The organism is Brevibacillus parabrevis (assembly GCF_022701015.1).
In the GTDB taxonomy this organism is placed as follows: Bacteria; Bacillota; Bacilli; order Brevibacillales; family Brevibacillaceae; genus Brevibacillus; species Brevibacillus parabrevis.
In genome coordinates, this window is the sequence record NZ_CP064090.1 from 3,842,845 (window position 1) to 3,869,832 (window position 26,988).

Consider the following 26,988-nt stretch of genomic DNA (forward strand, 5'->3'; position numbering starts at 1 on the left):
TTATGGCAAAAAAAGAAGAGATGTACTCCTATATATTGCAGCAGGTCGGCTCCGGGCAATTGGACAAAAACATTGCCGCACACCTGATTCATTATTTGCGACAGGATCAGCAAAAGGAGACGGATAACGACATTGCCATTGTGGGGATCGCCGCCCGGCTAGGCCAGGCCGACACGGATGCCCGGCTGGAGCAGCTTCTGCACCTGGGCATCGACTCCATCCAGGATATCCCGGCAAACAGGCAGGAAAATGCTGCCCTTTTCCTGCCCATGCTTCCCATCGACCAAGCCAAAGCGCAGTTTGACCGAGTTGGATATTTGCCCGAGATCGATCAGTTTGATCCGGGCTTTTTCCAAATATCCCCACGCGAAGCAAGTCTGATGGACCCGAATCAGCGGCTGTTTTTGCAATTGGCCTGGGAAGCGATCGAAGAGGCTGGCTATGGGGGCGCGAAGCTGGCAGGCAGCAAGACAGGGGTGTTTATTGGCTACAGCACGGATTTTGGCGAAGTGTACAAAAAAGGTATCCAGTTGCTGGCACCGGAAGCGATGGGGATCGCGATCCCCGGCAACATCCAATCGATTATCGCCAGCCGCATTTCGTATCTGCTCGATTTGAAGGGGCCAGCCGTCGTCATCGATACCGCTTGCTCCTCCACTCTGGTCGCGATTCATTTTGCCTGCCGCCAGCTCATCGAAGGTTCTTGCGATCTGGCATTGGCAGGCGGAATCAAGCTGCACCTTTTCCCGCTGAAAAGTCATGAGCACGTCAAAATCGGGATTGAGTCCTCAGACGAAAGAACGAAAGCGTTCGATGCCAGCTCCGATGGCACTGGAAAAGGCGAGGGCATGGGAGCCGTTCTGTTGAAGCCGCTGAAAAAGGCGCTGGAGGATCGCGACCATATTCATGCGGTGATTAAAGGCAGCGCGATCAACCAGGACGGCAATTCGATCGGCATCACCGCGCCAAACTCGAAAGCGCAGGAAGAAGTCATTTGCGAGGCATGGGAGATAGCTGGCATCGATCCCGAGACGATCAGCTATATCGAAGCGCACGGAACGGGCACAAAGCTAGGCGATCCGATTGAAATAGAAGGAATCTCCCGCGCATTTTCGCGCTATACGAAGAAAAAGCAATTTTGCGCCATCGGTTCGCTCAAAACCAACATCGGCCATCTCGATCATGCCGCCGGAATTGCTGGCTTGGTAAAAGTAATCCACGCCATGAAAAGCAAAAAGCTGTTTCCTTCGCTGCATTTTCAAAAGCCGAATCCAAATATTGATTTCAGTTCGTCCGCAGTTTATGTGAACGACCAGCTGCGCGAATGGAGCACAGCCGGAGCGCTGCGCACGGCAGGGATCAGCTCGTTCGGGTTGAGCGGCACGAATTGCCATATGGTTTTGCAAGAAGCTCCGCCCGCTTTTGCCGAGCGACAGCAAGCAGCTTCGCTTCATTTGCTTCCGCTGTCCGCCAAGGAAGAACAGGTGCTGTTGACACTTGTCGCGGAATATGCCTCTTATGTATCCCGCAATCGGCAAGTTGATCTGGACGATTTGTGCTACACGGCGAGCACAGGGCGCGGTCACTACAGTCATCGGCTGGCGATCGTTTTTGCCGACTGCGACGATCTGCTCAGCAAACTGGAACAGCTCAAGAAACACGGTCTTGCCTCGGGAGAAAACGTGCGCTACCAGGTTCACGAAGGGGAAGCGGGCGGCGACACAACCATGGGGCGGGCTGGGGCTGGCGTCTGGCGAAGAGTGACAGAGGAAGAAAAGCAAGTACGGACGCTGCAGGCTGAGCAAAAACTGCAAGACATGAAAAGCGCTTTGCCAAACAGAGAGTTGCCTGCCTATGTGTCCTTGGGAGAGCTGTACGTCGCAGGCGCCGAAATCGACTGGGAGCAACTGTACGCAGGGATCGCGTGCAACCGCATCAGCCTGCCTGTCTATCCTTTTCAAAAAGTTCGCTGCTGGCTCAACCAGGAGGACTTCGCGGCCTACAAACAGTCGCCCGCACGTCCACAAGAGCTGCGGCATCCGTTGCTCACGAGCTTGCCTGCAAGGGAAAGTGCTTCCGGCGAGGTGACGTATACCGTCGGCTTGTCGGTCAAAGACGATTGGGTTTTGAACGAGCATCGCGTGGGCAGCGAGTATGTTTTGCCTGGCACCGCCTACATCGAGCTGCTGCTGGAAGTGGGCAGGCAGCAAGGCGGGCTTGCCGTCATCAAGGACCTCGCCTTTTTGCAACCTTTTTCGCTTCAGGACGGGGAGAACTGCGAACTGCACATCGCGGTGAAAAAAGCGGGCGAAGAAAAGCATTTTTCCATCGCCAGCAAAGATCAGTTGGACGGCTCGTGGCGCAAGCATGCAGAAGGAAAGCTGTGCCACCCGACGCAAGAGCAAAAACGTGTAGACCTGCCGGCTCTCATGCAGAAGCTCCCGGTGGCGGCCCGCGCAGCCGATCTGCAAGCGAACGGAGCCTACATCGCGACAGGCGCTCGCTGGGACAACTTGCAGGAATTGCGATTGGCAGGTGCAGAATGTCTGGTTGCCATCCAGCTTGCCGAGCCGTATCGCGCAGAAACCGCTCGCTACCACTATCACCCGGCGATGCTGGACAACGCGGCAAATATCGCGATTCGCAGCATCGATGAGCAGCTGTATTTGCCGTTTTACTATCAGGAGATTCGCGTCCACGCCCCGATCCCTTCCGCCATTTACAGCTATGTGCGCCAGCGGGAGCAAGGGGAAGACAACCAGACGGCGACCTTTGACATCGACATCGTCAATTCCGCTGGCGAGGTGCTTGTGGAAATCGAAGGATACACGATCAAGCAAGTGCGGACACAGTTGACGGCGGCGAGCTATTACGAAAAAGGCTGGATCGTGCAAGAAGCGCAAACGGTATCTCCTTTGCCAGCAAAAGCGGACGAAACGGTCGTCGTGTTCACAGGGGAAGGCGAGCTGGCGGAGCGGCTTCGGCAGCAGCTTGGCGCTGTCTACGGAGACGTGATCGAGGTCGCCTTTGGAAAAGAAACAGAGCAGGTCAAAGATCGCGAGGACTACCATCACTTGTGGCCGCAATGGCAACAGCAGGCGAAAAAGGTCAGGAAGATCATTCATCTGCTGAGCATGACGGACGCCAGCACCACAGCGGCAAAAGGACTCGATGACGCCGAGCAAAGAGGCTTTTACAGTCTGTATTACTTGCTCGACAGTCTGTTTGCCCAGCCGAGTAGCGGCGAGGAATGGGAAATCATCCTCGTCGCCGACAACGCCAACCGCGTCACAGGCGACGAGATCACCCTGCGGCCGGAGCACGGCTGCTTGCTTGGCCTTGGCAAAGTGGCACGGGAAGAGTTCCCGCACGTTCGCATCCGGTTCATCGATGTCGACGCGCATACCGATCCGCGTAAGGTCGTGGAGGAATTTGCGGTCGCAGCTGCCCCGTATCAGGTAGCGTACCGCCACAACAAGCGATATGTGGAACGTTTGCAGGAAACGACACTCGCACCAGCAGAAGACAGGGACGCAATCAAAGCAGACGGCGTCTACGTAATTACAGGCGGAATCGGAGGACTGGGCCTGGAAATCGGCAAAGAGATCAGCCGCTTGCATCCGGTAAACCTCCACCTCATCAGCCGCCAAGGCTTGCCTGCGCGCGAGACGTGGACGGAGATCGAAGCGGCAGGAACAGATCAGCCACGAATCCAGCAGATCGCTTCTATTCGCGAGATGGAAAAGCAGGGTGCGCACGTGCAGATTCACGCGGCAGACATTAGCGAAGAAAGCCAGCTTCGGCAAGTGCTTGAGAACATTCGCAAAGAAGCTGGAGCGATCCATGGCGTGATTCATTGCGCAGGCGTAGCAGGAGAAGGGTTGCTTGTGCGCAAGCCGGAAAGCCGCATCCGGGAAGTGCTGGCTGCCAAGGTGCAAGGCACCCGGCTGCTCGATCAGCTCACCGCAGCGGACAATCTCGATTTCTTTGTGATGTTTTCCAGCATGAACACGGTGACTGGCGGTGCAGGCCAGAGCGATTACGTCGCGGCCAACAGCTACCTCGACCTGTACGCCGCCTATATGCGCCAAGCAGGCAGAAAGGCGCTGACGATCAACTGGCCGCTCTGGCGAGACGTAGGAATGGGGCAGGCGTATGATGTGGACAATCGCCACAGTCCTTTCGAGAGCCTTGCGCCCAGACAAGGGGCGGCGATCTTTGCAGAGCTTTTGCACGCCGACCAAAGCCAGATCATCGTCGGTCAATGGAAGCGCCGACTCACGAAAGAGACGATCGGACACAGTCTGGCGCACGATTACGTCCTGAGCGATTCGCTGGCAAGCTTTTTCCGCGGACAGCTCGAAGCTCCACGCGAGGAAAAAGCGGATCGTCCTGGCGAGCAGCAGCCGCTGCGCATTTTGGATCAGGACGAAACGAGCTTGTCTGCGACAGAAAGAGAAGTCGCGAAAATTTGGGCGCAAGTTCTCGGGGTCAAAGAAATCAGCGTTTCCGCCAAGTTCAACAGCATGGGAGGCAATTCTATCCTGGCTGTCTATTTGTTCCGGCTTCTCGAAGAAACGTACGGGCCAATTCTCAATATTTCCGATGTGTTCACTTATTCCACGATCTCGGAGATGGCTGATTACATAGATAGCAAGCAGCAGCCTAGTGCAGGTGCCGCAGATGCCGCCAGCGAAACGACGACGCTGGATTTGCTGCAGCGGCTGGCCAGCCGGGAAATCTCCGTACACGAAGCGCTTGGCGCCTACAAAAACAAAGGGGGAGGTGCGTAATGACGGCAGTAGAACAACTCATTTTCGAACTGGTCGCTTCGCAAAAAATACATCCGACCGATGCTGCCGCGTTGCTTGCGCAGTGTCAAAAGCTGACCGAGCCGATAGCGGACAAAGAAATCGCGATTATCGGCATGGCAGGCAAATTTCCAAAAGGAGAAAACCTCGCCCGCTTTTGGGAGCAACTGAAGCATCAGCAAAATTGCATCGACGAGTTTCCCGATTCACGCGTTCGCGATTGCATCGACGAGCGTTTATGGGGCAAAAACGACAAAAATCAATGGTTTTTTAAAGGCGGGTATTTGGAGCGGATCGATCAGTTTGACCCCGGCTTTTTCCAAATCTCGCCTGTCGAAGCGAAATTCATGGACCCGATGCAACGATTGATGCTGGAAACGTCCTATCAAGCGATCGAAGACGCCGGATACTACTACAAAGAGCTGAGCGGAACGAATACAGGCGTCTACATCGGCACGGATCATACGTGGGGGCAATGGTACCGGGACAATGCGGCGGAAAAAGACCCGCTGCTGTTGTCCGGCACCTGGTCAGCGATCTTGTCGAGCCGGATTTCGTATTGGCTGAATGCAAAAGGGCCAAGCCTGGTCATCGACACCTCGTGCTCATCGGGACTGGTCGCCGTTCATGAAGCGTGCCGGGCGGTTCAGTCCGGCGTTTGCGACATGGCGATTGCCGGAGGGATTCACCTCAATTACAGCCCGATCAAAAATCCGATGCTCGGTCTTGTCGAGTCGGAAGATTATCTCATCCGAACCTTCGACAAGCGGGCAAACGGAACGGTTTGGGGAGAAGGAGTCGGCGTCGTCATCCTCAAGCCGTTGCAGCACGCGCTGCGGGATCGGGACCACATTTACGGTGTGATAAAAGGAAGCGCCGTAAATAACGACGGAACATCGGACGGAATCACGGCACCAAACTCGCGCGCGCAGGAAGAAGTCATTTGCCAAGCGTGGCAGGAAGCCGGAGTTGCCGCCGAAGCGATCTCGTACATCGAAGCTCATGGCACCGGAACCAAATTGGGAGACTCGATCGAGATTGACGGACTGGTCAAAGCGTTTTCCCGCCATACGAAGAAAAAACAGTTTTGCGCGATCGGGACCGTCAAGACGAATATCGGACATACGGTTGGGGCATCGGGGCTGGCATCGTTGCTCAAAGTGATGCTGGCGATCCGCCAGGGTCAGCTTCCGGCGAGCATCAACTTTTTGGAAGCGAATCCGTTCATTGATTTCTTTGCTTCCCCTGTCTATGTCAATGATCGTCTCCAGGAGTGGACGACTGCGGGCGAACCGAGAATCGCCGGGATCAGCTCGTTTGGCTTTAGCGGCACCAATTGCCACATGGTCGTAGGAGAAGTACCCGCCAGGCAGCAAAAGCCGGAGAGTGTCGAACCTTCGCTCTATTTGCTTCCGCTGTCTGCCAAAGACGAAGCGGTGCTGTTCAAGCTCGTCGAGGAATATGTCGCGCATTTATCGCAAAACCGGGAGCTTGATCTGGAAGATTTGTGCTATACGGCGAGCACGGGACGCGGCCATTACAGCCATCGCTTGGCGATCATTTTCACCAGCTACGACGATTTGCTCGCCAAGCTGGGGCACCTGAAACGACACGGTCTTGCTTCCGCTGAGCAGGTGTTGTACCAGGTACACGAGATCGTCGTCAGCGGAGGAGCACCAGAGCAACAGCACGGCGCGAAGAAAAAATGGACCGAGCGGGAGAAGCAGGAGCTGTCCCGGCAAGGAGAGGACTTGCTGACAGCCAAGACTGCGCAAGGAAAAGACGCTTCCTTTTACTTGGCTTTGGGCGAACTGTACGTCTTGGGAGCAGCGATCGACTGGAGACGGATGTACGACCCAGCCAGCTGCAGCCGTCTCAGTCTGCCCGTCTATCCGTTTCAGAAAACGCGTTGCTGGGTGGAAAGCAGCAGCCAAGGCTATCGGCAAGCCGTGCCGCAAACGACAGGGCACCCGCTGCTTCGCGGGACAACGTGCGACAGCCTTGAGCAGACGGTGTACACGACCTCTTTTTCTGTGGCGACAGACTGGGTCGTGAGCGAGCATCGAGTAGGCAACGAGTACGTATTGCCTGGCACGGCCTACATCGAGCTGCTGCTGGAGGTCGGCAGGCAGCAGGGCGGGCTTACCGTCATCAAGGAGCTTGCCTTTTTGCAGCCCTTTTCGCTTCAGGAAGGGCAGAGCCACGAGCTGCAAATCACGCTGAAAAAAGCGGACGGTGAACATCACTTCTACATCGCCAGCAAAGATCAGACAGATGGCTCGTGGCGCAAGCACGCAGAAGGGAAGCTGTGCCGCCCTATGCAGGAGCAAAAGCGCGTAGATTTGGCGGCTCTCCAAAAGGCGTTCCCTGCGGCTCGCGACACGCCGGACTTGCAGACAGATGGGGGCTTTATCACGACAGGAGCGCACTGGAACAACATCAAGGAGCTGCGGGTTGGCGAGAAGGAGTGCCTGGTTGCCATCGAGCTTTCCGAGTCGCAACGCGCAGAAGCAGCGCACTACCACTATCATCCGGCGATGCTGGACAACGCCGCGAACATTGCGATACGCAGCATTGATGAGCAGTTGTATTTGCCGTTTTACTATCAGGAAATTCGCGTCTATGGCCCGATCCCTTCCGCCATTTACAGCTATGTGCGTCGGCGGGAGCTGGGGGAAGGAAATCAGACGGCGACTTTTGACATCGATATCGTCAATCCCGCTGGCGAGGTGCTTGTGGAAATCGAAGGATACACGATCAAGCAAGTGCGGACACAGTTGACGGCGGCGAGCTATTACGAAAAAGACTGGATCGTCCAAGAGGCGCAAATGGCATCCCCTGCGCCAGAAAAAGCGGACGAAACGGTCGTCGTGTTCACAGGGGAAGGTGAGCTGGCCGAGCGGCTTCGGCAGCAGCTTGGCGCTGTCTACGGAGAAGTAATTGAAGTCGGCTTCGGAAAAGAAGCGGGGCAGGTCAAGGATCGCGAGGACTACCATCACTTGTGGCCGCAATGGCAAGGGCAGGAGAAAAAGGTCAGGAAGATCATTCATCTGCTGAGCATGACGGACGCCAGCACCACAGCGGCAAAAGGACTCGATGACGCCGAGCAAAGAGGCTTTTACAGTCTGTATTACTTGCTCGACAGTCTGTCTGCCCAGCCGAGTAGCAGCGAGGAACTGGAAATCATCCTCGTCGGCGACAACGCCAACCGCGTCACAGGCGACGAGATCACCCTGCGACCGGAGCACGGCTGCTTGCTCGGTCTTGGCAAAGTGGCACGAGAAGAGTTTCCGCACGTTCGCATCCGGTTCATCGATGTCGACGCGCATACCGATCCGCATAAGGTTGTGGAGGAATTTGCGGTCGCAGCTGCCCCGTACCAGGTAGCGTACCGCCACAACAAGCGATATGTGGAGCGTTTGCAGGAAACGACACTGGCAGCAGCAGGAGAGGACGACGCAATCAAAGCAAACGGCGTCTACTTAATTACAGGCGGAACCGGAGGACTGGGCCTGGAAATCGGCAAGCAGCTCAGCCGCTTGCACCCGGTAAACCTCCACCTCATCAGCCGCCAAGGATTGCCTGCGCGCGAGACGTGGACGGAGATCGAAGCGGCAGGAGCAGATCAGCCACGAATCCAGCAGATCGCTTCTATCCGCGAGATGGAAAAACAGGGTGCGAGCGTGCAGATTCACGCGGCAGACATTAGCGAAGAGAGTCAGCTCAGGCAACTGCTGGAAACGATCCGCACCGAGTCTGGCGCAATCCATGGCGTGATTCATTGTGCGGGCGTAGCCGGAGAAGGGCTGCTAGTGCGCAAACCGGAAAGCCGCATCCGGGAAGTGCTGGCTGCCAAGGTAAAAGGCACCCGGTTGCTCGATCAGCTCACCGAAGCGGACAATCTCGATTTCTTTGTGATGTTTTCCAGCATGCACACTGTAACTGGCGGCATCGGGCAGAGCGATTACGTCGCGGCCAACAGTTACCTCGACCTGTACGCCGCGTACATGCGCCAAGCAGGCAGAAAGGCGCTGACGATCAACTGGCCGCTCTGGCGAGAAGTGGGGATGGGGCAAGCCTACCAAGCCGACAACCGCCAGAGCCTGTTCGAGAGCCTTACGCCCAGACAAGGGGCGGCGATCTTCACAGAGCTTTTGCACGCAGAGCAATGCCAGATCATCGTCGGCCAGTTGAAGCGCCGACTTGCGAAGGAGACGATCGGGCACAGTCTGGTGCACGATTACGTGCTGGGAGAAAGCATCGAGAGGGCCGTCACGCAGGCGATTGGCAGCGGCAGCCATCCGGCAGACTCGTCAGCCACAGAAACTGCGATCATTAAAGAAGCAGACCATCAGGAGATTACGGCGTGGGACCAGGAGATCGCGCACATCTTGGCGAGAGTGCTGGGACTTGAAGAGATCAGCATTTTTGCCAACTTCGAGGACTTGGGCGGCAATTCGCTGCTCGCGGTCAGACTGCAAAAGGAGCTGGACGCAGCCTATCCCGGCGTCTTCATGATTTCGGATATTTTTTCGTATCCGACCGTTCACGATATGGCGGCTTATTTGGAGCGAAAGCGCGCCACCCCGGCAAAACGCAGCATGACGATCGAGCAAATCATGAATGATTTGGAGCAAGGCAAAATAACGGCGGACGAAGCCGATCTGCTGATCAGAGAGATCAGCGAGCAAGTCTAGCATGATCGCGGAGGTGAGAAGCATTGGAAGCGTTTTCGCTACCCGTTGAGCCTTTTAACGGCACATGGGTGAATTGTGTTAACAACAATTTGATTTCGATATTGATGAACCACGACAAAAACTTCGCGTACGCCACGTGCCTGGCGCAAGCACAGTATCAGCTGCATTCCGTCGCAGACGATGGCAGTCAGGAAGCGGCAGAGCACAGCAGCCAAGCGCATGAAGAAGGAAGCCTGCTGCTGGACGTTGTCCGCGCGCTGGATTTTTCTTCTGTGCTGGATCTCCAAACCCACTCCTTGGAACCAGCAGACAGTGTGCACTTGGCCATCAAGCAGTTTTTGCACAGCGGATATTACGTGTTTGTCGATTTGGACCGCTTTCATTACCCTTCTGGCGTGGACGCGGAAAAGCACCGGCAAATTCACCCTGCTTTTCTGTACGGCTACGACGAACAGACGAAATCTTATCTGTTGATCGAGGATTGCATGCAGCCGAGCAAAATGGAACCATACGCGCTTCCCTACGATTGCTTCGACCGGGCCTTTGCAGCCGCGCAGACGTCTTCCCTGATTGTCACGCGCGTAAAGGAGCAAGAAGAGGTGGCGTTTTTTTCCAGGTGCACAAAAGAGCTGATTAGCGCGAATCTCCAGACGCTTCTGCGGGAAGAGTGCAAACCATACAAAACCGATCATGCAGGAAATCCGCTCATTTCCACAACGTACGGACTGTCTGCGATCAAGCAATTCGCAGACAGTCTGGAGACGAGATTGTTCGGGATTTCCCTTTCGAAGTTTCAGCGCAAGGCGGTGGCGCTCAAAAACCCTTATTTCTTTCGCAAGTCTACCGTTCATTTGCCTTTGATCTTGCATAAGCAAAACTGGGTGAGCGAGCAAGAATTTCAGCAGCTGAGCAGCGAGTATCAAACGCTGTGCCAGGAGTGGGAGTTATTCGGAAACTCGCTGATCAAATGTTATTACAAGAGCTGCTACAGCAAGGCTTCCACCCCGGCGCACCAGCGCGAAATCGAGTCGTTGCGAGAGCTGCTCGGCGGCATGTACGAAAAAGAAAAGCGCGTAGCGTCGCTCACGCTTGAGCTTTTGACATGCTCGACAGCATCGGGACAAACAGGAAATTTTTTATAAAAAGCGGATAAAAAGGAAGGAAAAACCTTTCGCATAAACGAATGAGTCAGAACCAACAGATGACAGATGAAGAGGATGAATGCTTTGGCCGAACAACGTCACATGTCCATAGGGATTGTCGGAGCCGGGTGGATCGCTGAACACGCGCATCTCCCGTGCTTTTTGTCGCTGGGTAACGTGTCCGTGCGAGCGATATACGATACAGACGAGGCACGGGCTGCGCGCCTGGCCAAACAGGCGGGAGCGGCGGCGTGCTCACGTCTAAGCGAGATCGGACAGGTCCCTTTGGATGCCGTCATTTTATGTACGCCCAATCACACTCACTACGAAATCGCCAAGCACTTCCTGGAAAAAGGCATCCACGTGCTGTGTGAAAAGCCGATGACGACCACAGCGAAAGAAGCGGAGTCATTGCGCCGTCTGGCAGAAGAAACCGGAACTGTTTTGATGATGGGCTTTGTCAACCGTTACCGTGACGATATCCGGGAGCTTCGTTCACGAATCGCAGCCGGGCAAATTGGCGAGGTGCAAATCTGCGAAGTCAGCTGGCGCCGCAAAAGAGGGATTCCCCGACCGGGAAGCTGGTTTACGCAAAAGCAGCTTTCGGGAGGGGGCGTCCTCATCGATTTGGGTAGCCATATGCTCGACCAGATGCTTTTTTTGACGGGTGCCGAGGAGCCTGTTGCTTGCCTGGGCAGCTTCCATTCCCGTCCGGTTTTCACTCAGGAAGGGTACAGCAATTGGCTGGGCAGCTCTGAATCGGAAAAGGTTGAAGTGGAGGATACGGCAGTAGGCATGATTCAGTTTGCCAACGGTATGCTCGGCAAGGTGCAAGTAAGCTGGCAGGACGATGTAGCAGGAGATTTTGTGCAAATCCATCTGAAGGGCGAACGGGGAAGCTTGACGCTGAATACCTTGTTCGGCTTCAGCGATCAAGGATTGTACAAACAGCCCCATTTGCTGCTGACGTTTGCTGGTCAAGAGGTCCAGTATTTTCCCTTGCCTGCAAAGCCAGATCCGCTTGTTGCTTTTCAACGCCAGGCGGAGCAGTTTGTGGCGTGTATCCGCGAAAAAAGCCAGCCCGTTCCCTCTGCACAAGATGGCGAAAAAGTGGTTCGACTGATCGAGCTTCTCTATCAATCGGTGCGCAAAGGACTTGTTGTCACATGAGCGCTGGACTCGTCGCTGTTGATCTTGGCGGTTCCACGGCGAGAATGGCGCTCTTCGCTCTCGATGGCGCCACGATGCTGGAAACTGCCCGGCTGGAATTGGGGCAGGAAATCGAACCGCTGCAAGCCATTTCGCAAGTCATCAGCGTCATCGAAGGCTGGGAACAGAGGGCGCAGATGGAAATACGCAGCATTGTAATCGGGCTGGCTGCTGTGCATGATGCCGCAGGAACCATTGTCACTTGGCCAAATCGTCCGGAATGGAACGGCTTTGCCTTCCGCGATACTTTCGCCGCCTTGGCAGGCAAGCCTGTCGTGCTGTTTGACGATGCCAATCTCGCGGCGCTCGGCGAGTATGCTTTTGGCCTTGAGCACTCGGTCCAACATTTGCTGTATACAGTAGTCGGGACCGGAATTGGCAGCTCGCTTGTATGGCAGGGCAATGTGTATACAGGGGCAAGGGGCGCAAGCGGAGAGCTGGGCCATATCACGGTCGATCCTTGGGGAGAAAAATGTCCCTGCGGAGGGTTCGGCTGCTTGCAAATGTATGCGTCTGGCCGGGCGGTGGAACGCATCGCGCAAGCCAAAGGGCTGTCGGTTGCAAAAGCGAGTGACGTGTTTCGTTTGGCCGCTGCGGGAAACGCAACAGCACAGGCAATCGTCGATGATTCCTTGCGAATGCTGGCGATCGGGATTGCCAACGCTGTGCGCCTGTTCGACCCGGATATGGTTGTCGTCGGCGGCGGCATGGCAAGCAGATTCCCGGAACATTATCGCTCCCTGGAAAAACGCGTTCAACAGTTCCTCGGCACCCTGCCGCAGCAGAATGTCCGCGTAAAACTTTCCGCCCTGGGAGACGATGCGGCACTTTGGGGCGGGATCGCTTACGGTTTGCAAATGTTTGGAAAAAACAAAGAAATGGAAGGTGTTCGCAAATGAGTAACCTGACAGAAAGATTCCCAAGCTGGCCAATGGCAGATGAAAACCAGGAAAAAGAATTGCTGGAAACGCTGCGCAGCAATCAATGGTGGCGCATGTCCGGCACAAAAGTAAAAGAATTTGAACGAGTATTTGCCCAGATGCACCACGCCAAGCATACGCTGGCCGTTACAAACGGAACACACGCGATCAAGCTGGCTTTGCAGAGCCTGGGAGTCAAGCCGGGGGATGAAGTAATCGTTCCGGCTTTTACCTTTATCTCGACGGCGTTGCCAGTCATTAGCTTGGGCGCGATCCCTGTCCCTGTAGACGTCGATCCTGGCACCTTTTGCCTCGATCCGGTAAAAGTGCGGGAAGCGGTTACGCCGCGCACAGTCGGGATGATTCCTGTGCATATGGCGGGACACCTGTGCGATATGGACCAGCTCCAGCAGATTGCCGATGAGTTTCATCTGTTTATTATTGAAGACGCCTGCCACGCGCACGGCGGTGAATGGAAAGGAAAACGCGCAGGTAGCATGGGTGATGCCGGGGTGTTCAGCTTCCAGCAATTTAAACTGATGACGGCGGGAGAAGGCGGCGCGCTCATCACGAATGCTCAAGATTTGTATGACCAGGCTTTCCTGTACCACAATGTGGGTCGTCCAGTTGGCGACAAAAAGTATCAGCACCTTGTCGAAGGTTCCAACTATCGGATTTCCGAATTTCAGGCTGCTGTCCTGCTGCCGCAAACCGCGCGCCTCGCTGAGCAAAACAAGCGCCGCGAGTACAATGCGCAAGTTCTCGATGCGGAAATGAAAGAAATCGATGGCATCATTCCGCAAATCCGTCAAGAAGAGTGTACGATCCATACGCACTACATGTACATGTTCTACTACAATCCGGTCGAATTTGGCGGGATCACAAGAGAGCGGTTTGTGGAAATGCTGAACGAACAAGGCATTCCCGCTTACATTGCCTACACGCAGATTCACGATACGCCAATCTTCAAGCAGTTCGTCGCCGATCTGGGCGATAACTACGCTTTCCCGAACCAGTTGCACTGCCCTGTCTCGAAGAAAATTGCCGAAGAGGTCATCTGGATTCATCATCGGGCACTGCTGGGTGATGCGGAATCGGTCAAAGGGATCGCCCAAACGGTCAGGGAACTGCAAGCGAGCACAAAAGCAAAGCTCGTATAGCCCAGCCAGGGCCGAAAAATTTTCTCGATAGCTGATGTGGAAAAGGACGGGTACCGGAGCACAAGCGCCGGGACCCGTTCCTTTTTATCCAGAAGGGGGAAAGCAGACGATGAACGGAACCACCCAGACGAGGCTTGACGATGTCGAAGAAAGACTGAAAGCGATTTGGCTGGATGTCCTCCAGCGAAGCGACGTGGGCATTGACGACAATTTTTTCGAAGTCGGCGGCCACTCGCTAAAAGCGCTGGAGCTTGAGGTCAGAATCGGCGTGGAGTTTGATAGCGAAATCGCTTTGGAAAACATCTTCAACCATCTCACCATCAGGGAGCTGGCGGCATACATCCGCAGTTCGCAGGACGACGCGATTTCTTTCATAAAGCCTGTCCCGGACAGACCTTACTACCCTGTTTCCTGGACACAAAAAAAGATGTTCTTTGCCTATTTCGACGGGCTTGAAAATGCCGTTATCGACATTCGCAGAGTGGAGCATGAGATCGAGCCGTCTGAGCTGGAGCAAGCTTTTCAATACATAATGAAAAGACACAAATTGCTGCGCACCACAGTCGGCATTCAAGCTGACGCAGTCGTTCAGTTCGTTCACGACGAGTCGCAAGCGGATTCTTTTCGCCTGCTTTACTGGGAAGCCCCGGCGGAAAAAGCGTTGCAGGAGGAGTTCATTCGAAAATGCGTGGCCGAAATCAATCGGCCGTACACGCTTGACCAGCTCCCACTCTTTCGGATTGGCCTGGTTCGCTTGCCGGGAGAAGGGAGTCTGTTGATTTTGCATTTTCACCACATTATTTTCGACGCCTCTTCGCTTCGACTGGTGTATCACGAATTGGAGTGCATCAGCAAGGGAGAGCTGCTGCCCAAGATGCAACTGCAATACGCCGATTATTGCGTATGGCAAAACGAACTGGAAAAGTCGGAAGCGTATCAGGAAAAGAAAGCTTTTTGGCTGGATATGTTTGCCGACGAGCTGCCCGTTTTGAATCTGCCGCTTGATCGTCCTCGTAGCAATGGCCTGATCTCGACGTATGGCAACAAAAACTTCTATTTGAGTGAACAGACGACAGAGGCCATTCAGACCGTCGCCAAACAGCATCAAGTCACACCAAGCATTTTGCTGACGGCCGTTTACGGCCTGCTTCTCTCCAAATATTGCGCGCAAACCGATATCACCCTGGGGATGCTGTCTTCACGCCGCTACAGTGGGCTTGAAAACAGCATCGGCGTGTTTTTGCGAACCGTTCCGATCCGGTTTCAGGCTGTTCCGGAACAAGCGCTTCCGGAATATTTGCAACAGGTCAAAAACAGCCTCATCCGTTCGCTGGAGCATCAGGAGTACGACGTCGATGAGCTGGAGGAAAGCATTTGCCGACACCATGGCGTGTCCAAGACAGACCATCCTTTGTATCGCGTCTCGCTGAATATCCACACGGAGATGGATTCTGTGACGGAATCGATCATCGGAGCGGAAGGCGATACATTACAGAGCGGGAACAGTCAAGATATTGCCTGCGGCATCTACTTTCTCGATTCGGGAGCCATCTGCCTGAACATGGAATACAACATGGAATTGTTCGATCCCGGCACGATTCAGCGAATGGGCGAACACTTCACCATTCTGCTGGAAGCGGTCCTCTCGCAGCCAGCGCGCAAGCTGGAAGAGTTCAGCTTGCTGACAGAAGCCGAGCGACACCGCATTTTGCACTTTTTTAACAAGGAAACGGCTGATTTGCCTACAGAACAAACGTTGCAAGCGATCTTCGAGCAGCGAGTTGAGCTGTATGCGGACAAGCTTGCCGTTAGTTGCGCAGATCAATCGCTCACATATCGCGAGCTGAACCAAAAGGCCAATCAGCTGGCGAGAGCGCTCGTGGACAAAGGCGTTGGCCCTGGCGTAACGGCAGGCGTCATGCTGGAGCGGTCTGTCGACATGATGGTATCTCTGTTGGCGATTTTGAAGGCGGGCGGCGCGTATTTGCCGATCAGCCCGGACTATCCGCCGGATCGGGTGACGTTTTTGCTGGAGGACAGCCAGGCCAAGGTCGTCCTCGTTGATCGGGACGTGCAGGACAGCAGCCCGCATGTGAAGTCGCTGTACGTGAACGTAAAAGAGCCCGCCTCCTACACCCATGACGATTCCAATCTGGCGCCGAGAAGCACTCCTGCTGATCTGGCCTATATCATGTACACCTCTGGCTCCACTGGCCAGCCAAAAGGCGTCATGATCGAGCATCGTTCCGTGGTCAACCGGATTGCCTGGATGCACAAACAATTTCCGATCACAGCAGATGACTGCGTTTTGCAAAAAACACCGTTTACCTTCGATGTTTCCGTCTGGGAGCTGTTCGGATGGTATTTCCACGGGGCGCGAGTCTGCTTCCTGGCGCCTGGCATGGAGAAAGATCCCGAAGTCATTCTCGCCACGCTCGCTCGCGAGCGCATCACGCTTATGCACTTCGTTCCCTCCATGCTGAGCAGCTTTCTTTCCTATATAGAGCCGCGCATCGAGCAGGAAACAGAACGGCTGTCCAGTCTTCGCTTCCTGTTTGCGAGTGGGGAAGCGCTGCTCCCGAGTACCGTCAACACCTTCAACCGGATGATCCATGCGCGAACCGGGGCGAGACTCATCAATTTGTACGGCCCGACCGAAACCACTGTCGAGGTGTCGTGGTTCGATTGCTCCGCTGACTACGGAGTGCGTCCTGCGCGGACGATTATTCCTGTGGGCAAGCCTATTGACAATATCCGCCTGTACGTTGTGGATCAAAAAGACGGCCTCCAGCCGATTGGCGTGGCAGGAGAGCTGATGATTTCCGGGATCGGGGTAGGAAGAGGGTATTTGAATCAGCCCGAGATCACGGCGCAAAAATTTGTCGACGATCCGTGGAGTCCTGGCAACAGAATGTACCGAAGCGGAGACCTCGTCCGCTGGATGCCGGATGGCAACATCGAGTACCTCGGCCGTATTGATGAGCAGGTCAAAATCAGGGGCGTGCGCATTGAATTGGGCGAAATCGAGAATGCGCTGCTGGAGCTTCCCGAAATTGAGTCAGCCGCAGCCGCGATCAAAACGAGTGCGGCCGAAGAGAAGCTGCTCTGCCTTTATTACGTGCCCCGAGACGAGGTCAAGCCGGATGAGGTGAAGAGCTATCTTGCCAAAAGATTGCCGCGCTTCATGGTACCGGATGCGATTGTGGCGATAGAGGAAATCCCGTTAACGGCCAGCGGAAAAGTAAACAGAAAGCTGCTGCCGACGCCTGTTGTAGAGGTGGAGTTCACTGCGGATGAACTGCCTGAAAGCGAGCTGGAAAAGAAGCTGGCAGACATTTGCCAAAAAGTGCTGCATGTCGAGCAGCTTGGCGTTCGCACCAACTTGTTCTCCGTCGGGGCCAATTCGTTGAAAATCATTTTGATTGCTTCGCAAATTCGCCGCGAGTTAAACATGGATGTTCCCGTTAGCGCCGTTTACACCAAGCCGACGATCGCAGAAATCGCCGCCTACCTGCAATTGGAGGCGTCGCCAGCATCAGCAGGCGGCAATCACGACCTGGTGTTAATCAACAAAGGCTCTGCCGAAGCTCCGTCCTTGTTTTTGATTCACGATATAAGCGGCAGTATCGACGCTTATTTGGAACTGGTCAACTATCTTGGCGACAGATTTACGTGTTATGGCATTCCGGCAGAGGTAAACCATGACGCGCACAGTCAGGAAATCAGCATCGAAGCGCTGGCGCAGAACTATCTGGAAAAAGTCAAAAAAGTCCAAGGCGAAGGTCCATACCATCTGGCAGGCTGGAGCCTGGGGGGATTGCTCGCTTTTGAAATCACGAGACAACTGGAGGCCGAAGGAGATGAGGTAGACATGCTCGTCCTGATCGATTCTTCTCCGCCGCTATTGCATCAGCACCTCCAGCAGCCTGACCCGGCGGTCGTGGCCTCAGTCAGACAGCAAATGGCACAAGTAGTGACAGCAGCAGAGTGGAGCGCCCAGTTGGAGCAGGAAACGACGTTGTACGGCTTGTACAAAAAGGTGGCGCAGTACATGGAGCAGCACAACTTGACGCATGAAACACTGGAAGCCGTGATGCCGAAAGAGATCATGCAGGCGATTCCGGGTTATGCCCACGGCCAGCAAGTTGATTTTTACCGTTATGTGCATCTGTTTATCGATTTGCAGCATGCCTATGTCCACTATCAACCGCCGCGAAAAGTGTTTGCCCAGGCTCATTTGGTCAAAGCACAGAAATCGGCTATCGAGGAAAACAAGTGGAACGCCTTTTTCTATCGTCCCATCACCTTGCATGAAATCGAGGGAGATCATTTCTCCATTTTCAAAGAGCCTGCTGTTGCGAAAATGGCTTCTTTTTTTGCAGCGATTGCCCCCGAGCGCGGGTGATGTGAATCCTCTTATTTTGATACAAAAGGAGCGCAACTCATGATGCAGAAGCTTGCTGGTGCTGCCAACAGGAACGACCAACGACCAGGAGACGGCGAACAGTCGATGTCTGATTGGCAAGGTACACATGCACTAAATTTGCCGTTGGATTTTGTACGGCCAGCCGTTAAAGGCACGCAGAAAGAAGTCGTCGCGCACAAGACTGGACTGGAGTTGAAAAGCAAGCTGGAGCTTGCGGCAGAAAAGGAAACGGTATCTGCGGAAGTCTTTCTGCTTGCTGCTTTCATGCTCCTGCTCGCGAAATATACAGGCCAAGAGCATGTCGTCGTGGGCTGGTCGTCTGATTCGCTTCAGCAGGCTGGAGGTAGCGAGACAGCCCGCACCGCCGTTGCGACTGGTCATGTGCATCAGGACAGGACATGGCGCGAATTTTTGCTGACAGTCGAGCAGACATGCATGCAGGTTCATGCCGCCAAGCGATTTTTTTACGAAGAACTGCTGGCAACCATGGAGTTGCCCCAAGATCCGAGCAGAAATCCGCTCTTTGATGTACGCATCAAAAAGCGGCATACAGATACAGCCGGGGAAAAGGACGACTTCGCGCTCGCATTCGACTTGGAACAGGACGGCATCTTTTTGCAAGTCGAGTATGATGTCCAGCTCTTTTTGCCCAGTACGATGGAGCGGATGCTGAGCCACTACGTCAATTTGTTGGCACAGCTTGCGCAGGATGCCGACCAGCGCCTGGCGGACGTGGACATGCTTTCCGCCGCCGAGCGCGAGCGGCTTGTCTACGGCTGGAACGAGACAACTACAGCCTATCCGGCAGAGCGGAGCATTGCGCACATGTTGAAGCAGCAGGTCGAGCAGCGCCCGGATGACATCGCTGTCGTGTTTGGCGAGCAAAGCCTGACGTACGCGCAGCTGCACGCCCAATCCAACCAGATTGCTCACGCCCTGCACCATAAAGGAATCGGCAAAGGGGATGTCGTGGTCGTCATGGCGGAACGTTCGCTGGAGCTGGTTACGGGCTTGTTTGGCGTGCTGAAAGCGGGCGCTGCCTATACGCCTGTCGACCCCGGCTATCCGGCGGAGCGGCTGCGCTACTTGCTGCGTCATTCCAAGGCGAAGCTGCTGCTCGTCCAGCGCTCCGTGCAAGATCGCATCACCGATTCAGAAGCCGAGGTCGTCGCGGTGGAAGACCTGCTGGCGGCTGAGTGTGCGTGGCCCAGCGAAGACTTGCCACTTTCCTACGACCCGGAACAGCTGATGTACGTCCTCTACACGTCCGGCTCCACCGGCAATCCGAAAGGCGCCATGATTCGCTCGCATTCGTTTGTCAACTTGCTGCACTGGTACACGCGCGAATTTGCGCTGGGTGAAAACGACCGGATGCTGCTCATCGCTTCTGCCAGCTTTGATCTGGCGCAAAAAAACCTGTACGCGCCGCTCATCACCGGAGGGCGGCTGGTGCTTTTCGCGCCGGGTCTCTACGACTACGAGCAAATGTCAGCCACAATCGAGCGCGAAGGGATTACTGCGATCAACTGCACGCCCAGCGCTTTTTACCCGTTGGTAGAAGCCAATGCCGACGACGATTATCAAAAGTTGAGAAGCTTGCGCTGGGTATTTTTGGGCGGAGAACCGATCCATATGAACCAGCTCGCGCCGTGGCTGCGCAGCGCCCAATGCCAGGCGGAAATCGTCAACACATACGGCCCGACCGAATGCACGGATATTGCGTCGTATTACCGCCTACACGGAAAAGACTGGCAAGGAGAAACAAACCTGCCGATCGGCAAACCGATTGACAACGTCCGATTGTATGTCGTGGACAAGGACATGCGCCTGGTGCCGGAAGGACTGGAAGGTGAACTGTGCATCGGTGGTGTCGGGGTAGGTTTTGGCTACTACAACGCTCCGGAGTTGACGCAAGAACGATTCGTGCAGAGCAGAGAGCTGCCAGAGCAGGTCGTGTACAAGACAGGCGACGTCGTGAAAAGGTTGCCGGATGGACAGATCGTCTTCATCGGCAGGGTCGACCATCAGGTAAAAGTTCGCGGCTTCCGCATTGAGATCGAGGAAATCGAGAAAAAGCTGCTCGACCATCCGCAAATCAAGGAAACGGTCGTCACCGCGCTACAGGACGCCGGGGGAGACACGACCTTGCGCGCTTATGTGGTGCCAGCCCAGACCTTGACCACAGAGCAAATTTACGATTATTTGCAAACCGAACTGCCAAGCTACATGATTCCACAGTTTGTGATCGTGCTGGAGGCTTTGCCGCTGACGCCAAACGGCAAAGTCGACCGCAAAGCGCTGCCTGTACCTTCCGAGGAACTGGCACAAGCGGAAGAACAAGCTGCGGAAGCGGAGCTGCAAGACGAAACCGAGCAACAGCTGCTGAAGCTCTGGCAAGAGGTGCTGGGCATTCGCAAGGCAGGTCGCAAGGACAGCTTCTTTCGCTTGGGTGGTCACTCCTTAAAAGCAGTTGCTCTGCTCTCGCGCATCAAAAAAACATTTGGTGTGGCGATCCCGATCCACACCTTGTTTCGTCAACCGACGATCCAACAGCTTGCAGAAGTCATCCGCCACTCGCCGAAAACGAACGTCGCCTCGATTCTGCCAGCAGGAGGGCAGGAGTATTACCGGCTTTCCTCGGAGCAGGAACGGCTTTATGTGCTGGAACAATTCGAGCATGTCGGCACCGCTTACAACGTCCCGTGGGCGGCTCACGTGTCTGGACCGTTCGACGCAGCCCGCTGCCAGCAAGCTTTTGCCGCACTGAGCCTCCGGCACGAGACGCTGCGCACCTGCTTCGAACTGATCGGAGACACCGTGTTGCAAAAAGTGCTGCCAAAAGCGGACGGCTTTTTCACGTATGAAGAAGCGAGCGGAGAACAGCCCGACCAGCTTATCCGCCAATTCGTCCGCCCGCTTGACCTGCGTGTCGGTCCGCTGTTTCGGGTGAAAGTAATCCGACTTGGCGCAGAGGAACACCTGCTTTTGCTCGATATGCACCATATCATTGCCGACGGGATTTCCCTTCAAATTGTGTTGCAAGAGTTTGCCGCGCTATACAACGAAGGCAAGACGCTGGAACCGTTGCCCATGCAGTACAAAGACTATGCAAACTGGCAGTGCAAGCACCGCGAGACATTGCAGAGCCAGGAAAAGTATTGGCTCGATGTGCTGCAAGGGGAGCTTCCGGTGTTGAATCTGCCGCTGGACTATCCACGGCCGCCGCTGCAAAGCTTCGCGGGAGACAAGATAACTGCGCGCCTAGATACTTCTTTGGTCGGCAAACTGAGGCAGGTGGCGGAGGAAACAGACACGACCCTGTACATGGTGTTGCTGGCAGCCTATCATGTGCTGCTGCACAAATATACGGGCCAAACCGATATCATCGTCGGCTCTCCGATCGCAGGCAGACCACAGGCTGAATTTGAACATCTGGTCGGGATGTTCGTCAACACGCTCGCCTTGCGAAACTTCCCGCATCCAGACAAGCCGTTCCGCACCTTTCTGGCCGAAGTCAGGGAGAGTTGCCTGCAAGCGTACGAGCACCAGGAATGGCCGTTTGAAAAGCTGGTCGAGAAGCTCCAGCCTACGCGTGATTTAAGCCGAAATCCGCTGTTTGACACGATGTTCGTCCTGCAAAACATGGAAAACTCTCTTCCGAGTCTGCCAGGAGTGGAGCTGGTTGCCCTGCCGATCAACAGCCAGTCGTCCCAGTTTGATCTCATGCTGGAAGCCGTTGAACAAGCAGGCAGTCTGCAACTGAATCTGGAGTTTTGCACCAAGCTGTTTGCTCCGCGCACGATGGAAAAGCTGCTGCGCCACTACGTCAATCTGCTGGCACAGCTCGCCCAGGATGCCGACCAGCGCCTGATCGACATGGACATGCTTTCCGCCGCCGAGCGCGAGCGGCTTGTCTACGGCTGGAACGAGACAACTACAGCCTATCCGGCAGAGCAGAGCATTGCGCACATGTTGAAGCAGCAGGTCGAGCAGCGCCCGGATGACATCGCTGTCGTGTTTGGCGAGCAAAGCCTGACGTACGCGCAGTTGCACGCCCAATCCAACCAGATTGCTCACGCCCTGCACCATAAAGGAATCGGCAAAGGGGATGTCGTGGTCGTCATGGCGGAGCGTTCGCTGGAGCTGGTTACGGGCTTGTTTGGCGTGCTGAAAGCAGGTGCTGCCTACACGCCTGTGGACCCGGGCTATCCGGCGGAGCGGCTGCGCTACTTGCTGCGTCATTCCAAGGCGAAGCTGCTGCTCGTCCAGCGCTCCGTGCAAGATCGCATCACCGATTCAGAAGCCGAGGTCGTCGCGGTGGAAGACCTGCTGGCGGCTGAGTGTGCGTGGCCCAGCGAAGACTTGCCACTTTCCTACGACCCGGAACAGCTGATGTACGTCCTCTACACGTCCGGCTCCACCGGCAATCCGAAAGGCGCCATGATCCGCTCGCATTCGTTTGTCAACTTGCTGCACTGGTATACGCGCGAATTTGCGCTGGGCGAAAACGACCGGATGCTGCTCATCGCTTCTGCCAGCTTTGATCTGGCGCAAAAAAACCTGTACGCGCCGCTCATCACCGGAGGGCGGCTGGTGCTTTTCGAACCAGGTCTCTACGACTACGAGCAAATGTCAGCAACAATCGAGCGCGAAGGGATTACTGCGATCAACTGCACGCCCAGCGCTTTTTACCCGTTGGTAGAAGCCAATGCCGACGACGATTATCAAAAGTTGAGAAGCTTGCGCTGGGTATTTTTGGGCGGCGAACCGATCCATATGAACCAGCTCGCGCCGTGGCTGCGCAGCGCCCATTGCCAGGCGGAAATCGTCAACACATACGGTCCGACCGAATGCACAGATATTGCGTCCTACTACCGCCTACACAGCAAAGACTGGCAAGGAGAAACAAACCTGCCGATCGGCAAACCGATTGACAACGTCCGGCTGTATGTCGTGGACAAGGACATGCGCCTGGTGCCGGAAGGGCTGGAAGGTGAACTGTGCATCGGCGGTGTCGGGGTAGGTTTTGGCTACTACAACGCTCCGGAGTTGACGCAAGAACGGTTCGTGCAGAGCAGAGAGCTGCCTGAGCAGGTCGTGTACAAGACAGGGGATGTTGTAAAAAGATTGCCGGATGGACAGATCGTGTTCATCGGCAGGGTCGACCATCAGGTAAAAGTTCGCGGCTTCCGCATTGAGATCGAGGAAATCGAGAAAAAGCTGCTCGACCATCCACAAGTTAAAGAAGCGGTCGTCACCGCGCTACAGGACGCCGGGGGAGACACGACCTTGCGCGCTTATGTCGTGCCAGCCCAGACCTTGACCACAGAGCAAATCTACGATTATTTGCAAACCGAGCTGCCAGGCTACATGATTCCGCAGTTTGTGATCGTGCTGGAAGCCATGCCGCTGACGCCAAACGGCAAAGTCGACCGCAAAGCCTTGCCAGTGCCGTCCGCAGAACTGGAGCCAACAGACACCGTCCAACTGCAAGGGGAAATCGAGCAGCAACTGGTGAAGCTGTGGCAGGAGACGCTGGGCATCCGCAAGGTAGGTCACAAGGACAGCTTTTTCCGCTTGGGTGGGCATTCGCTAAAAGCGGTTGCGCTGCTCTCGCGGATGAAAAAGGCATTTGGCGTATCAATCCCGATTTCCACCCTGTTTCGAAAGCCGACAATCCAGCAGCTTGCGGAAGTCATTCGCCACTCGCCGAAAACGAGCGTGGACGCGATACCGACAGCAGGAGGGCAGCAGTACCATCGGCTTTCCTCGGAGCAGGAGCGACTTTATGTGTTGGAACAGTTCGAGCACGTCGGCACGGCTTACAACGTCCCGTGGGCGGCGCATGTGTCTGGACCGTTCGACGCAGCCCGTTGCCAGCAAGCTTTTGCCGCACTGAGCCTCCGGCACGAGTCGCTGCGCACCTGCTTCGAGCTGATCGGCGACACGGTGGTGCAAAAAGTGCTGCCAAAAGCAGACGGCTTTTTCACGTATGAAGAAGCGAGCGGAGAACAGCCCGACCAGCTTATCCGCCAATTCGTCCGTCCGTTTGACCTGAGTGTCGGTCCGCTATTTCGGGTGAAAGCAATCCGACTTGGCGCAGAGGAACACCTGCTTTTGCTCGACATGCACCATATCATTGCCGACGGGATTTCTCTCCAGATTGTCTTGCAAGAGTTTGCCGCGCTGTACGAAGGCAAGACGCTGGAACCGTTGCCGATGCAGTACAAAGACTATGCAAACTGGCAGTGCAAGCGCCGCGAAACATTGCAGAGCCAGGAAAAGTATTGGCTCGATCTGCTGCAAGGGGAGCTTCCGGTGTTGAACTTGCCGCTGGACCATCCGCGGCCGCCATTGCAAAGCTTCGCGGGAGACAAGGTAACTGCGCGCCTAGATCCCTCTTTAACCCGCAAGTTGAGACAAGTGGCGGAGGAAACAAATACGACCTTGTATACGGTGCTGTTGTCGGTCTATTATGTACTGCTGCACAAATATACGGGCCAAACCGATATCATCGTCGGCTCTCCGATCGCAGGCAGACCGCAGGCAGAGTTTGAACATCTGGTCGGCATGTTCGTCAACACGCTCGCCTTGCGAAGCTTCCCGCATCCAGACAAGCCGTTCCGCACCTTTCTGGCCGAAGTCAGGGAGAGTTGCCTGCAAGCGTACGAGCACCAGGAATGGCCGTTTGAAAAGCTGGTCGATAAGCTCCAGCCCACGCGCGATTTAAGCCGAAATCCGCTGTTTGACACGATGTTCGTCCTGCAAAACATGGAAAACTCTCTTCCAGCGATAGAAGCCATCAAGCTGGTCGCTCTGCCGATCCACAACCAGGCGTCCCAGTTTGACCTCATGCTGGAAGCCGTGGAACAAGAAAAAGGTCTTCAGTTGAATCTGGAGTTCTGCACCAGTCTGTTTGCCACAAGCACGATGGAGCGGCTGCTGGGCCACTACATTCATCTGCTGACAAAGCTTGCCCAAGATGCCGACCAGCGCCTTGCGGACATCGAGCTGCTCTCCAACGCAGAGAATGACGACCGGACCCAGCCGAACACGGCTTACCCGGTAGAACGAAGCTTGGCACTTACGCTGGAGCATGAGCAACAGCTCAAGCAGCGTGCGGAGAAACTGGCCGTCAAGTTCGACACAAGCTACGCGGGCATGAATACACTGCCTGCTTTGGAAGCAGTGGAAGAACGTCCTGATTACCCGGCCTCATCAGCGCAAAAGCGGTTGTTCATGATCGATAAACTGCTGGGAAGAGGAACCTCTTACAATGTTCCCGTCATACGCAGAGTGAACGGAAAATTGGACAGCAAGCGGCTTGAACAAGCCATGCGGGACTTTGTCCAGCGGCATGAGTCACTGCGGACGGCGTTTCAACTGGAAGTGGAGAGCGGGGCACTCCGGCAAAAAATAGATTCCGCTGTCTCGTTTGCGTTTCCGGTGTATGCGCTGACAGAAGCAGAAGCGGCAGAGATGATCCGCGATTTTGTCAGACCGTTTCGCCTTGACAAGGCACCGCTGTTTCGCGCGGCGCTGATCGAGCTGACGGACAGGGAAGAGAGCATTCTGATCATCGACATGCACCATATCATAACCGACGGCATGTCCGTAGCGATCATGCTTAAAGAATTGGCAGCCCTGTACGAGAAAAGGCAACTAGAGACGCTCCGTCTGCAATACAAAGACTACGCCGTTTGGGAAAACCAGCTGATGAAAACGCAAGAATGGCAAAAGCAGGAGCAATACTGGCTGGACGTATTCAAAGAACCTGTTCATCCGGTGCGCTTGCCATTCAGTCGCTCTGCGGCCTTGACAGCAGAAGTGAAGTCCCGAACGCTTCATGTTTCCCTGGAAGAAAAACTGGCCACAGAGCTGCAAAATCTCGCTTACTCGACAGATACAACCTTGTTTATGGTCATGCTGGGTGCTTTTACCCTCCTGCTGTCCAAGCTGTCTGGGCAGGACGATATTGTCGTCGGCACCCCCATTTCGGGAAGACATCATGATGGACTGGAAAATATCGTAGGGATGTTTGTCAACACGTTGGCCATTCGCAACAGGCCACGCAGCAGCCAGTCTTTCCTCGCGTACGTGAGCGAGGTGAAAGAGCGTCTGCTGGAAGCATACGAAAATCAGGACTACGCCTTCGACCATCTTGTAGACAAACTGAACGTCCCACGCGAGATCAACAGCAACCCATTGTTCAATGTCATGTTCCAATTTGCGCAGCAAGATGAGGCAGAAAAAATCGACGGTCTCAAGCTGCTGCCTGTCGAGTATGACGGCGCTCCAAGCAAATTCGATCTGCACGTTGTCGTCGTACAGGAAGATCAGCGCACCATGCATCTGGAAATGACGTACCGGGAGACTTATCTTCCTGATGAGACAGTTCATGAGTTTCTCTCACATTTTCACGACCTGGTTCAGCAAATCGTCGAGAATGCGAATCGCGATCGAGAAGAAATCGCGACAACCAATCCATGACAACCGAAGCATACGGACAAAATCCCGCCTTTCACTTAGGCGGGATTTTTTTTGCATCCACGCTAATCTGAAACAGATACGAGGGCGTGCTTTAGCCAACCACGTCTGATAAACAAGTCGCTTTTCCCGCCTG

General features: G+C 55.0%; 8 protein-coding genes. All 8 read left to right on the top strand.

From position 1 onward, the window contains the following. The first annotated feature begins 2 nt into the window (after positions 1-2). The 8 genes from IRJ17_RS17945 (at position 3) to IRJ17_RS17980 (ending at position 26,855) form a co-directional block, all read left to right on the top strand. Positions 3-4,793 carry a type I polyketide synthase gene (locus tag IRJ17_RS17945; protein ID WP_242771348.1) on the top strand — a complete coding sequence of 1,597 codons (4,791 nt, stop codon included), beginning with the start codon at positions 3-5 and terminating at the stop codon, positions 4,791-4,793. Then, positions 4,793-9,508 carry a type I polyketide synthase gene (locus IRJ17_RS17950; protein ID WP_242771351.1) on the top strand — a complete coding sequence of 1,572 codons (4,716 nt, stop codon included), beginning with the start codon at positions 4,793-4,795 and terminating at the stop codon, positions 9,506-9,508. Before IRJ17_RS17945 ends, IRJ17_RS17950 begins: the two co-directional genes overlap by 1 nt. A gap of 23 nt (positions 9,509-9,531) precedes the next feature. Then, the gene (locus IRJ17_RS17955; protein ID WP_242771354.1) at positions 9,532-10,650 is read left to right on the top strand and encodes a hypothetical protein; all 1,119 of its coding nucleotides are present in this window, start codon (positions 9,532-9,534) and stop codon (positions 10,648-10,650) included. A gap of 84 nt (positions 10,651-10,734) precedes the next feature. Then, positions 10,735-11,820: a Gfo/Idh/MocA family protein gene (locus IRJ17_RS17960; RefSeq protein WP_242771356.1), complete on the top strand. Its 1,086-nt coding sequence runs from the start codon at positions 10,735-10,737 to the stop codon at positions 11,818-11,820. Beyond that, on the top strand, positions 11,817-12,758 hold the full coding sequence (locus IRJ17_RS17965; RefSeq protein ID WP_242771358.1) for an ROK family protein: 942 nt from the start codon (positions 11,817-11,819) through the stop codon (positions 12,756-12,758). Before IRJ17_RS17960 ends, IRJ17_RS17965 begins: the two co-directional genes overlap by 4 nt. Next, a complete protein-coding gene (locus IRJ17_RS17970; RefSeq protein ID WP_242771360.1) occupies positions 12,755-13,939 on the top strand; it encodes a DegT/DnrJ/EryC1/StrS family aminotransferase in 1,185 nt (394 codons plus the stop codon). The genes IRJ17_RS17965 and IRJ17_RS17970 overlap by 4 nt, the downstream gene beginning before the upstream one ends. Positions 13,940-14,048: 109 nt before the next feature. Next, on the top strand, positions 14,049-18,344 hold the full coding sequence (locus IRJ17_RS17975) for a non-ribosomal peptide synthetase (RefSeq protein WP_242771362.1): 4,296 nt from the start codon (positions 14,049-14,051) through the stop codon (positions 18,342-18,344). A gap of 39 nt (positions 18,345-18,383) precedes the next feature. After that, a complete protein-coding gene (locus IRJ17_RS17980; RefSeq protein ID WP_242771364.1) occupies positions 18,384-26,855 on the top strand; it encodes a non-ribosomal peptide synthetase in 8,472 nt (2,823 codons plus the stop codon). Positions 26,856-26,988: the final 133 nt, after the last annotated feature.